Below are 12475 nucleotides of genomic sequence, written 5' to 3' on the forward strand. Positions count from 1 at the left end.
ATTGATCAATGAGATATAATGAATCATACCAAGATAAAATTAAATCAAATAATGGAGGTATTATTTTGGATCTTAAAAATGTAGAGTGTTATTTATTGGATATGGATGGAACGATTTATCTGGGCAACGAACTTATAGAAGGTGCAAAAGATTTTTTAGATGAGATAAAGAGCAAAGGCAAACGATATATTTTTCTCACAAATAACTCTTCTAAAGACAAGGACGCTTACGTTGACAAACTTACGAATTTGAACATCAAGGCAACTAGTGACGAGGTATTTTCATCGGGAGATGCCACCATATATTACCTGAAAAAGAATACCGATTATAAAAACATTTTTTTGCTGGGAACACCTGCACTGGGAAATGCCTTTAGAAAAGCAGGATTCAATGTTTTTACACAGAGGAATGAAGCTGTTGAGTGTGTTGTTTTGGGTTTTGACACAACATTAACTTATGAAAAGCTTTGGGCGGCATGTGATTATGTTAGAAAATTGCCGTATATAGCAACTCATCCAGACTTTAATTGTCCTTTGGAAGGAGGCAAATTTATGCCTGACATAGGTGCTATGATAGCTTTTATCAAGGCATCTACGGAAAAGGAACCGATTGTTATTGGAAAACCCAAAGAACATATGCTGGACGCCATATTGGAAATTTATGATTTGAACAAGGAACAAGTGGCGATGGTTGGGGATAGATTATATACTGATATAAAAATGGGATATGACCTTGGTATCAAATCGGTGTTGGTTCTATCCGGTGAAAGTACAATGAATGATTATGAAGCGTCAGATGTCAAAGCAGATTTTATTTTTGATTCCGTTAAAGAAATGATAGAAAAAATTTAAGGAGATGAAATTATGAAAGATTATAAAAAATTACTTGATAATGATGTAAAATGTGATTGCGGCAGAGTTCATTTTGTACCAATAAAAGATGTGGATTTTACTTTCAAGGCATCAAACGTTACAGATATTGTAAAAAAATATATTAGTGGTTCTGAATTGTTGGTAGTAATTGACTATCACACTGATGAACAGATAAACAATGAAATTTTAAAAGAGCTTGAAGGTAAAGGCTTTAATTTGACAGTAGTACGATTTACCGACAAAAAACTGGTGCCTGATGAAAGAGCAGTAGGAGCAATATTGATGCACAGTGTGAGAGGTACTGATGGTATTTTAGCGGTAGGATCAGGTACCATCAACGATTTGGCAAGATTTGTAGGAAGCAGGATGGAAATTCCTGTAATAAGTATTGCGACGGCTCCTTCGATGGACGGATATGCAGCAGCAGGATCATCATTAGTTGTAAAAGGTGCAAAAAAGACTTTAAAGGCAGTTCCAGTAACAGCTATTTATGGTGATGTGGATGTAATAGCAAATGCACCATTCGAAATGATACAGGCAGGTTATGGAGATATAATCGGTAAAAAGACATCACTTGCAGATTGGGCTTTGTCAAGGGTGGTGACAGGTGAATATTGGTGTGACGATATCGTGAAATTAGTGGAAGATTCTACCGATATCTGCATAGAAAATTCTAAAAAAATAGCTGAGAGAGATATTGAGTCTATAAAGCATCTCATCGAAGCCTTGGTTTTATCAGGAATTGCCATGTCCATGGCAGATGATACAAGACCTGCATCAGGCAGTGAACATTTAATTTCACATTACATGGTGATGAAAAATATTGAGAAGGGTGAAATGATTCCTTCACATGGCATAACCGTTGCTTTTGGAACATTGGTCGTAAGCATGCTTTATGAGTTCTTGAAAGAAAACGAAATCTTCAAAACTCAAGATGACAGTCGGTCTGTAATTGAAGCAGTGGATAAGTATGTTCCAACAGTCGAGCAGACAAAAGAATGGTTGGAAATTATCGGGCTTCCCGTTTCACCGGAAGGTTACGGAGTGGATGAGGCTTACCTGGAGGAAATGATTTTGAAAGCAGGTTTCATCAGAGATAGATTCACAATTTTTAGATACCTTGATAAATTGGGAATCTTGAATGATGCTGCAAAGTATGTCTTGGCAAAAATGTTTTAAACGACGGAGCGAAAGCTCCGTTTTTTTTAAATTAAAAGAGAGACTCGAATCGACTTTGTCGACATGGAGTCTCTCTTTGTTTAAAGCAGCTTGCTGCTTGATTTCGAAGACTATGTTGCCATAGTCTTAACTGGGGATTTGCTCTTATAGAAAAAGGGGTATTAATTCTATAAGATAGGGGTTATATATGTGATGGCTTAATTATATGCCAGAGCCAGGGGTAATTCAATAGAATGTACACAAAAAAACACTTGTAAAGGATATCATATTGTTGTTTGTTCGTACAGGCTTAAAGCTTGTAATTACAAGGCTTGAAAGATAATAAACCCAATTATAGTTTGTGTTTTTTTCCATTTAAAACTATAATATAAAGAGAAGTAAAATAGCATTATGGAGGGATAACCTATGGAAGATAGATTTGAATCAAAAGGCAACGTCGTTCTTAGTGAAGATGTGATTTCTTCAATAGCTGCTTTGTCCGTTGTCGAAGTTGAAGGCGTGGCAAATCTGCATCAAGGATTTACAGGCGGCATTGCTGAAAAATTTGGGAAAAAGACTAATGGGAAAAACATCAGGGTGGTCCAAAAAGATAATGAGTTGATCATTGACTTGTCAGTTGATGTGAATTTCGGAGTTCAAATACAAAAGGTAGCTGAAAAAATTCAGAAAAAAGTTAAAACCACCGTTGAAGCCATGACTGGCTCAAGAGTGATTCAGGTAAATGTAAATGTCGAAGGAGTTCGAATGATTCAAAATAAGACTGAATGATTTTAAGCGCCCCTGTAATTTATACTTATGGGGGCATTATTGTGTTTGTGGAGTTTTTAAATTGCATCACCAGAAAATGGAGGAAAAAATATGAGCAGAAAATTTGCCCGTGAAATCGTGCTGAAAACAGTTTTTCAGATGAATTTCGCAACTGAAATCGAAGAGAGCGATCTCGAAGAAAGCATGATAGAAAAACTTATATACGACAATACCGAAATGAACGAAGAAGAAATATTTCATGAACTAAGCGAAGAAGATGTAAGATATATCAAGGATATAATAATAGGAGTTAAGCAAAAGAAGGAAATTCTGGATGAGCAAATCAACAAACACCTTGTGAATTGGAAAATCGATAGGCTCAACATGCTCGATGCCGCCATGTTGAGAATTGCCTCATATGAGATTCTTTTTCTGAAAAAAACGCCTAAAGCCGTAATTATAAATGAAGCTCTGAATCTTATTTCCAGATTTGGAGACTCTGATTCTACAAAATACATAAATGCCGTATTGGACAAGTTGAATTGAAATGAGCACCAGAACTTTTTTAGGTATCGACACCAGCAACTACACCACCAGTATGGCTTTAGTAGACGAAGTCGGCAACAGGATTTTTGATATCAGAATCCCTCTTAAGGTAAGAGAGGGCGGTAGAGGTTTGAGACAGCAGGAAGCGGTCTTTCAACATATAAAAAATCTGAACGAAATTTCTGAGAAAATCGAAAATCAGTCAAGAAACATAGCGGTTGTAACAGCTTCGTCCAGACCACGAATGCTCGATGGATCATACATGCCGGTATTCGAAGTATCCAAGAGCGTCGGAAAATTGTTGTCATCGCTTATGGGTGCTGAATTTATTGATACTTCCCATCAAAGAGGTCACATTAGAGCTGCGATAGAAAATAATTTAGATGTACCAACTGAATTTCTGGCAATTCATTTAAGTGGGGGAACTTTGGAAATAATGAAGGTTTGCTATATGGACGGATTCTTAAACGAAGAATTGTTGACAGGAACTTCTGATATCAGTGCAGGCCAATTGATCGATCGGATAGGCGTAAAACTGGGATTTTCCTTTCCTGCAGGGAGAGAAATGGAACGGTATTTGTCAGAATATACTATTGCAGATAAAGTTCAAAACTACAGCTATAAGGCGTATTTCAAAGACTCTAAACTCAATCTTTCCGGATTGGAAAATCATCTTTTGCGCAAGATAGATGAAGGGGCTGCAAAAGAGTCTATCATTTACGAAACATTTCGAAATATTGCAGAATTGATTTATGACTTGTCAAAATTTTACTCACAGTCAACGGGAATCAAAGATGTGATACTTACCGGAGGAGTTGCAGCCAATAGCATGATCAAAAATTACCTTAAACAAAAATCTTCAGCAGTCAGCTTGGAATTTTTGTTTTGTCGATCCCAAGATTGTACGGATAATGCCTATGGCGTCGCTTTAATAGGCATGGACCAGTACAAAGAAAGCGGAAGGAAGAACAAAATATGAAGCAAAAGACTATAAGTGTGGGTAAACTTACGAAATATATAAAGAGCATATTTGACAACGATGTGATATTGAGAAACGTTTTAGTTGAGGGTGAAATTTCTAATTTCAAGCTACACTCATCAGGACATGCTTATTTTAGCTTGAAAGACAATGAAGGCAGAATCAATTGCGTTATGTTCAAAAACGTTGCTGATACGGTCGGTGAACTCAAAGACGGAGATAACGTCATACTTCAGGGGAATGTATCTGTTTATGAAAAAAACGGCCAATATCAGTTGTATGTTAAAAGGTGCCAAATACAAGGCGTGGGAGATTTATATGCTCAATTTGAGAAATTGAAGGAAGAATTGTCGGATCTGGGATGGTTCGATGAAAAAAATAAAAAATCTCTGCCTAAGATGCCGGTTATGATAGGGATCGTAACATCGCCTACAGGAGCGGCAATCAGAGACTTGATCTCAGTAATAACAAGAAGGTTTAAAAATATTCAGATTCAAATTTATCCTGCTTCAGTGCAGGGTGACAAGGCACCCGGTGAAATAAGCAAAGGTATACAAGTGTTCAATACCATGGCAGAAGTCGATTTAATAATAATCGGCAGGGGTGGAGGCTCCATTGAAGAACTTTGGGCTTTTAACGAACGGATTGTAGCCGGTGCGATACATGATTCAAAAATTCCGGTAATCAGTGCAGTGGGGCATGAAACCGACTTTACGATCAGTGACTTTGTAGCGGATCTAAGAGCGCCCACTCCTTCAGCGGCAGGGGAGATCGCTGTGCCGTCTCTTGACGAAATTATGAATAGATTAAGTTATTTTGAAGATAAATTGACAAAAAATATCGATAATAAATTAAACGTTTGCTCACAAAAAATCAAAAACTTAAAAAGCGCATATTTTTTCGCAAACCCAGAAATGTTCTTCATTCAGCATGCTCAAACATTGGATGTCTTAAGAAACACCATTGTCAACCAGATGAGATCGAACCTTCAATATAAACTTTCAAAAATAACAGAAAAGAAGTCCAGGTTGGAGGGGTTGGATCCATCAAATGTGCTGAAAAGAGGTTTTGCTGCAATCAGGAATGAAGAAGGCATGTATATAACTGATTTGAATGAAATAGAAATAAATGCTCAGGTTGACATAGTTTTCGTAGACGGCGTTGCAAAATCCAAGATTATCGGGAAGGAAGCAAATTATGAAAAAAAACACATTTGAAGACAATGTAAAAAGAGTTGAAGAAATCATAAAGCATATGGAATCCAACCAAATACCTTTAAATGAAAGCTTTAAGTATTTTGAAGAGGGAATAAAATTGATAAAATCTTGTGAAACTGAGCTTGAGTCTACTCAAGGCAAGGTTCTTAAGCTGCTTGACAGGGATGGTGAAATTACAAAAGTTCCATTTGAAGGTGAAGAGTCATGAGTTTTATAGATATTTACAATTCCAAAAAGAATGAAATTGAAAAAAAAATGCAACTATATCTTTTTGAACTAAGAGATACGGTGCCGAAGGTTTTATACGATTCAATGGAGTATAGCCTGATGGCTGGCGGAAAGAGGTTAAGGCCGATTTTAACCATGGAATTTGCAGGAACAAAAGCAAAAAATCATGAACTCGCCTTGCCACTGGCTTGTGCCATTGAAATGATACATACCTATTCGCTTATTCATGACGATCTTCCGCCTATGGATAATGACAGCTTGCGAAGAGGCAAACCCACCAATCACATACTATACGGTGAAAATGTTGCGATTCTTTCAGGCGATGCATTGTTGAATTATTCTTTTGAAATAATGCTTCAGAATATCCCATTAAGAGAGAACGAGGGGTACTTAAAGGCGATGGGAATAATTGCTAACGGCGCAGGGCCACGAGGTATGATTGGCGGGCAAGTTGATGATATAAAGAATGAATCATCTGATTTGACAATAGAAGAACTTGAGAGTATAAACAACAGAAAAACCGGTGCTTTATTGAAATCATCAGTGTTGGCTGGGGCTGTTTATGCAAAACTGGAGCATAATAAAATTCAATTGCTTGAAAGATACAGCGATTTGATCGGGCTGGCATTTCAAATAGTCGATGACATTCTTGATATATCCGGCGATGCAAGTATAACGGGAAAAGAAACCGGGAAAGATACAGAAAACAATAAGATTACTTATCCGATGGTATACGGTATGGAAAAATCAAAAAAAATTGTTGATGATTTATACACTGAGGCAATTGAATGCTTGAAAAAAGCGGAAGTAGAAAACGAATTCTTGATCGATCTGACAGGTTTTATCTGTAACAGGGATTATTGAGTTCATATATTTGTAAATAAAAAGACCATGTGATATAATTCATTTAATTATATGGTGGTGCAGTATTCTAGTCAGATCTATCGCTTCTCAAGGCGGGGCTAAAAATCCGTCAAAGGGCACATCGATGAAGTTTCTTGTATTGGCTTTCGACGCCCAGTTGGGGGCTTTTACAGGGAGTAAAGGGAGATGGGGCGATCCGCAATGGCATGCGGGCGTAGACCCTGCTCCCGCGGAGACCCGGTTAACGGGAGAAACCTGCCGAAATGTTTCGTTTCGACGAGATATGGATGCAGCGTAGCCTGCCTTGAGTGAAACAGGGAGATGATAAGATCAGTCCGTACGGTTTGTGAGCTCAAAGCCTGCGGGTATTGCTTTTCGAAACCTGTTTTGCAAAAGAGGCTAGGAAGCGATGTGACTGTTGAGGAAAACTCCTAGACTGTTCTTTAGAGGCACAGTGAGGATTACAGTGTGTACTAAGTGGCAATCCAGCCTCATTTTTGGTGACAAAATGAAAAAAGGGCAAGGGAAACCGCTGGCTTGGTGACAAGCCGGTCTCTTTTTGGGAAAACCTGCTGGACCTAAGACGCAAAGTTTACTTATTGTGCTACCACCATATCATACAATCCCTTTTGGAGGATTAAATTTGAAATATAAAGATTCAGTAAAAAAAACTAAAAAAAGCAATAAAGAGTTAAAACAAAAAAGACAAAAGAAGTGGTTGATATTTATTACGATATGGACCTTTTTTCTTTCTATAGGCATTAATTTGGTATCCGAATTGTTTTTAAACAATTCGGATGTTGTTGTTTCATTTTTAATATTGGTGTCCATAGTCGCGGTGGGAATATTTTTTGATATGGTAGGGATTGCTGTAGCTTCAGCAAATCTCACACCTTTTAATTCAATGGCAGCCAATAGAGTAAAAGGATCCAGAGAGGCAGTACAGATAGTAAAAAATGCGAGTCAGGTTTCTAACTTTTGCAATGATGTAATAGGAGACATTTGTGGTATAGTCAGTGGAGCTACAGCCATAAGCATAGTATATCAAATTGGCACAAGATTCACTTTGACCGAAACCACTATTCTGGTGATTATATTCAATGGATTTCTGGCAGCCGTCACGGTCGGAGGAAAAGCAATGGGTAAAAATATTGCAATGGAAAACAATACAAGGATCGTTTATAGATTCGGTTGTATCGTAGCTTTCCTTAAAAATCCCTTTAGCTACGGGAAAGGGGGTAAAGGCGTTGTCTAGATTGGATGTATATTTACACGAAAAAGGTTTCTACGATAGCAGGGAACAGGCAAAACGGAACGTAATGGCCGGAAATGTTTCGATAAATGGAAAAATGGCAGACAAGCCTGGGATGACAGTAAAAGACGGAGATATTATTAGCGTCAAGGAAAAAGAGTGTCCCTTTGTAAGTCGAGGCGGATTTAAACTCGATAAGGCGATCAAAACCTTTGGGCTTGACTTGCAGGGTAATATTGCCATGGATGTTGGGGCTTCCACGGGAGGGTTTACAGATTGCATGCTTCAATATGGAGCCGATAAAGTTTATTCAGTGGATGTAGGATACGGTCAATTAGATTGGAAACTCAGGAGTGACGCAAGGGTCGTATCGATGGAAAGAAAAAATTTTAGACATATGGAATTTGATGAAATTGGTGAAAAGGTTGATTTTTTAGTCATGGACGTATCATTTATTTCGGTAACAAAACTTGTAGATAGAATAAAGATGTTTTTGAAAGAAAATGGTAATGCTGTAATTTTGATCAAACCACAGTTTGAAGCTGGAAAAGATAGAGTTGGAAAGAAAGGAATAGTAAAAGATCCGGATGTTCACTTCGAAGTTATCAAAGACGTGATCATATTTTTTGAAAATTCGGGTATGAGTGTCATTGGGTTAGATTTTTCTCCTGTAAAAGGTGCAAAAGGAAATATTGAATATCTTATTCTTGTGAAATATGACATTTCAGAAATAGGCACGATTTCAGAAGAAATAATCAAAGAAATCGTTAAAAAGGCAAACGAAGGTTTATAATATTTATGTAATAATATATAATAATTATTAATTGAAATAAATCGAGGTGCTTATGAATAAAATTGGTTTGTACATAAACCCAAGCAAAAGCCATAGTTTTGAGAATGCAAAGCGTGTTGTAAAAATACTAAAAGACAATGGAGTGGAAGTTTACGGCGCTGAAAATACAAAGGTTGAGATGATGGAAACCGGTATCATGATCGACGAAAAAAAAATGTTTTCGGAATCCGAATGTATTATAGTTTTCGGAGGTGACGGAACGATTTTGGAAGCAGTAAGAAAAATGGGGAAAAATCACATACCGATGTTTGGAGTCAATTATGGAAACCTTGGGTTTATGGCTGAAGTTGAAGAAAATGGCATTGATGTTTCCCTTGACAGATTATTGAAGAATGACTATGCAATAGAAGAACGTATGATGCTGGACGTGGAGATCGATGGGTTTGATTCGGAAGAACACGGTTTTACGGCGCTAAACGATGTAGTTATCAGCAGAGGTGCCAATACGAGGCTTATAGACATCAAGATATACGGCAATGAGAATCTGATAGAAGAATACAGAGCGGATGGCCTGATAATCTCAACACCAACCGGTTCAACCGCATATTCTCTCTCGGCTGGTGGACCAATAATAGAACCATCAAACGACAGCATATTGGTTGTCACTCCAATTTGTCCACATTCACTGCACAATCGAAGCATTGTCCTTGATGCAAACAAGGAAATCAGTGTATTTGCAGAGTCGAAGGACAAAAACTTAATAGTAGCTATAGACGGTCAAAAGTTTTTTGAGATGAACCAAAAACCCATTCACATAAAGAAAGCCGTTTCTACGGTAAAACTTATAAAATTCAAGGAAAACAACTTCTTCGAAATTTTAAGAAGAAAATTATCAGAACGAATATAATAAATTGCGAGGAGCGTTTGTATGAAAGGTGCCAGACAAGCAAAGATTTTGGAATTGATAGATATGAGCGAAATCGAAACACAAGAGGAATTGGCGGAAAAACTCAAAGAATCGGGATATAAAGTAACTCAAGCCACAGTATCCAGGGATATTAAAGAACTTAGATTGATCAAGATCATGAGCAAGTCGGGCAAGTATCACTATGCGTCGTTCAAGGATACCAGCAGTCAGATGAGTGAACGAATTTCCAACGTTTTCAAGGAGTCTGTAATTACTGTCGAGCATAGTGGTAATCTCGTGGTTCTTAAAACTTTCACCGGTGGTGCAATGGCGGCATCTGTGGCTATAGATTCGCTGGATTGGCCGGAAATAGTCGGATGTTTGGCTGGCGATGACACGATATTTGTAGCAATAAAAGATAATTTCAATATTCTGGAGACAATTGAAAAGTTCAGGAAATTAATAAAATAGTCCGGGAAGGTGTGCCATGCTGGCTGAACTAAACATAAAGAATTATGCTTTGATTGAAAATCTCAGAATCGAATTTCAAAAGGGTTTTAACGTTATCACGGGTGAAACCGGGGCGGGAAAATCCATCATAATTAATGCTTTGATGCAGGCTTTAGGTGCCCGAGGAAATAAAGACATGATCAAAAGAGGTAAGGAAAGGCTTGTTGTGCAGGCAATATTTACATTTGAAGGCTTACCTGAAGATATAAGTGATTTGATTTCCGGGTTGGGGGTCGACTATGAAAACAGCGGTTTGATTTTATCCAGAGAGATACATAAATCAGGACGAAATGTTTGTAGGATAAACGACATCAACATTACAGTCAATGATCTCAAAAAAATCGGAGACAAACTTGTGGATATTCATAGTCAACGTGATCATAATTTGATCTTGAACAAAGAAGAGCATCTGAAGATTTTGGATATGTATGGAAAAGAAAAAATATACGACATATTGGAATCGGTAAAAGAATTGCACGGGGAATGGAAACGAATAAAAAGAGAAAAGGAAAACTTGATAGACAGTATTGCCAAAGAAGAAAGAGATCTCGATATATTCAGATTTCAACTCAAGGAAATATCTTCAATAGAATTTGAAGTCCGAGAAGATGAAAATTTGGAAAAGAAAATAAATATTATGGGCAATGCAGAAATTCTCTTCAAGAATGCAAGTGCAATATATGAAATCTTATACGGTTCGGATACTTCAGTCCAGGATATGATAGGCGAGGCATTGAAAAATATTCAAGAAATGGAAAAAGCTGATTTTTCATTGTCCCAGTACGAAGATAGACTGAATGAAATAAATTTGAATATGGAAGACATAGCCTATTATTTTAGAGATTATAGAGAAATGATTTCTTTCGATGACTCTGAACTCAACAAATCTCAAGACAAATTGAACAAGTTAAATGCATTAAAGAGAAAATATGGACCTGAATTGGAAGATGTTTTGGAATTCAAGAAAACATTGGAGGAAAACATCGACAAGCTAGAGAGAAAAGATGCTTATCTTGATGAAATTGAAAAAAAATTGTTAAAATCAAGGGAGGCATATGAGAACAAGTCCATGGAATTGCGAAAAGTTCGAAAAGAAGCGGGTAAAACGTTTGCAGACAACATCAATAGAGAGCTGAAAGCCCTCTCTATGAAAGATGCATATTTTTCCATCATATTTCGAGAATTGAATGAAGAAAAAAACTTTGCCGCAACAGGGTTGGATGACGTTGAATTTCTCATAAGGACCAATAGAGGCGATGAAGACAAGCCCTTGATAAAAATAGCATCAGGAGGAGAAATATCCAGAATAATGTTGGCTATCAAGAGCGTTATAGGTAAATCTTACGGCATGAAAACTCTGATATTCGATGAGATAGATACTGGAATCAGTGGTTTGGCTGCTACTTCAGTAGGCAAAAAACTCAAAGAAATCAGCAAAGATATCCAACTAATAAGCATCACCCATTTGCCGCAGATAGCTTCTATGGCTGACAATCATTTTGAAGTTATTAAAGAAGGAACATCAGAAGGGAATGTTACAAGATTCAAATACTTGGATTTTGATCAGAGAGTTGAGGCTCTAGCCAATATGATTGACGGAGGACAAACTAAGAAGAGTTTGGATCACGCCAGAGAAATCTTGAGCAAAAACATCAAATAACTAAAAAACAATAAAAAACATGACTTGTTATCTATTAAACAAAGTTTCAGTGTGTTACAATATTGTGGAATAAGATAGTATGGAGGTTTTACAATGAAGAAATTAGTTCCTATAGCAATGTCAAACAGACACATACACCTGTCTGAAAAAGATTTGGCAACCCTGTTCGGCGAGGGATATGAATTGACAAAAATGAAGGATCTTTCGCAACCGGGACAGTTTGCCTGTGAAGAGAAAGTGGACGTATATGGACCCAAAAATGCAATAAAGGGTGTGAGGATTCTTGGACCAACAAGACCGGAGACACAATTGGAAGTTTCAGTTGCAGACAGTTTTGTTCTAGGGATAGCTCCTCCTGTAAGAGATTCTGGAGACATAAAAGACTCGCCCGGAGTCACATTGGAAGGGCCTAAAGGAAAGGTCGAAATCATGCAGGGCGCAATAGTTGCATCCAGACATATACACATGCACACAGATGATGCTGAAAAGTTTGGACTGAAAGACAAGGACGAGGTACAGGTGAAAGTTGATGGAAAGCGTGGCTTGATTTTTTCCAATGTCCTGGTGCGCGTCAGCGACAAATATGCTCTAGAGATGCACGTAGACGTTGAAGAAGGTAATGCGGCCGGTGTTAAAAACGGACAGATGGTTGAAATAATATAACTTAAGTCTTCCTTAAGCCCTTTGAATAAAGGGCTTTTTTCTTGTCACTTTGCATGTA

Annotated in this window: 14 protein-coding genes; all 14 read left to right on the plus strand. The window is 37.5% G+C overall.

What is annotated here, in order from left to right; all coding sequences use genetic code 11:
• Positions 1-65: 65 nt before the first annotated feature.
• The 14 genes from IWB18_RS08130 to pduL all read left to right on the plus strand — a co-directional run bounded on the left by IWB18_RS08130 (position 66) and on the right by pduL (position 12417).
• Positions 66-851 (plus strand): HAD-IIA family hydrolase, encoded by a 786-nt coding sequence (locus IWB18_RS08130; protein ID WP_225877810.1) that lies wholly within the window; start codon positions 66-68, stop codon positions 849-851.
• Between the two features lie 12 nt (positions 852-863).
• Positions 864-2051 (plus strand): sn-glycerol-1-phosphate dehydrogenase, encoded by a 1188-nt coding sequence (locus tag IWB18_RS08135; protein WP_195683126.1) that lies wholly within the window; start codon positions 864-866, stop codon positions 2049-2051.
• A 405-nt stretch (positions 2052-2456) separates the two neighbouring features.
• On the plus strand, positions 2457-2819 hold the full coding sequence (locus IWB18_RS08140) for an Asp23/Gls24 family envelope stress response protein (protein WP_195683127.1): 363 nt from the start codon (positions 2457-2459) through the stop codon (positions 2817-2819).
• 90 nt (positions 2820-2909) lie between these two features.
• Positions 2910-3344, plus strand: coding sequence for a transcription antitermination factor NusB (gene nusB, locus IWB18_RS08145; RefSeq protein WP_195683128.1), 435 nt, complete (start codon positions 2910-2912; stop codon positions 3342-3344).
• Position 3345: 1 nt separating this feature from the next.
• Positions 3346-4323: a Kae1-like domain-containing protein gene (locus tag IWB18_RS08150; protein WP_195683129.1), complete on the plus strand. Its 978-nt coding sequence runs from the start codon at positions 3346-3348 to the stop codon at positions 4321-4323.
• Positions 4320-5540 (plus strand): exodeoxyribonuclease VII large subunit, encoded by a 1221-nt coding sequence (gene xseA / locus IWB18_RS08155; RefSeq protein WP_195683130.1) that lies wholly within the window; start codon positions 4320-4322, stop codon positions 5538-5540. Before IWB18_RS08150 ends, xseA begins: the two co-directional genes overlap by 4 nt.
• Positions 5521-5748 carry an exodeoxyribonuclease VII small subunit gene (xseB, locus tag IWB18_RS08160; RefSeq protein WP_195683131.1) on the plus strand — a complete coding sequence of 76 codons (228 nt, stop codon included), beginning with the start codon at positions 5521-5523 and terminating at the stop codon, positions 5746-5748. The genes xseA and xseB overlap by 20 nt, the downstream gene beginning before the upstream one ends.
• A complete protein-coding gene (locus IWB18_RS08165; RefSeq protein WP_207740785.1) occupies positions 5745-6632 on the plus strand; it encodes a polyprenyl synthetase family protein in 888 nt (295 codons plus the stop codon). Before xseB ends, IWB18_RS08165 begins: the two co-directional genes overlap by 4 nt.
• 643 nt (positions 6633-7275) lie before the next feature.
• On the plus strand, positions 7276-7887 hold the full coding sequence (locus IWB18_RS08170; RefSeq protein WP_195683132.1) for a hypothetical protein: 612 nt from the start codon (positions 7276-7278) through the stop codon (positions 7885-7887).
• Positions 7880-8677, plus strand: coding sequence for a TlyA family RNA methyltransferase (locus IWB18_RS08175; protein ID WP_195683133.1), 798 nt, complete (start codon positions 7880-7882; stop codon positions 8675-8677). Before IWB18_RS08170 ends, IWB18_RS08175 begins: the two co-directional genes overlap by 8 nt.
• 52 nt (positions 8678-8729) lie before the next feature.
• Entirely contained in the window at positions 8730-9584 is an 855-nt protein-coding gene (locus tag IWB18_RS08180; protein WP_195683134.1) for an NAD(+)/NADH kinase, read from the plus strand.
• 21 nt (positions 9585-9605) lie between these two features.
• Complete coding sequence (locus tag IWB18_RS08185; protein WP_195683135.1) at positions 9606-10055, plus strand: arginine repressor; 450 nt, start codon at positions 9606-9608, stop codon at positions 10053-10055.
• A 16-nt stretch (positions 10056-10071) separates the two neighbouring features.
• Entirely contained in the window at positions 10072-11754 is a 1683-nt protein-coding gene (gene recN, locus IWB18_RS08190; RefSeq protein ID WP_195683136.1) for a DNA repair protein RecN, read from the plus strand.
• Positions 11755-11847: 93 nt separating this feature from the next.
• Positions 11848-12417, plus strand: a complete 570-nt coding sequence (gene pduL / locus IWB18_RS08195) for a phosphate propanoyltransferase (RefSeq protein WP_195683137.1) — start codon at positions 11848-11850, stop codon at positions 12415-12417.
• The last annotated feature ends 58 nt before the right edge of the window (positions 12418-12475 follow it).

This window comes from Alkalibacter mobilis (genome assembly GCF_015594845.1).
GTDB classification, from domain to species: Bacteria; Bacillota; Clostridia; order Eubacteriales; family Alkalibacteraceae; genus Alkalibacter; species Alkalibacter mobilis.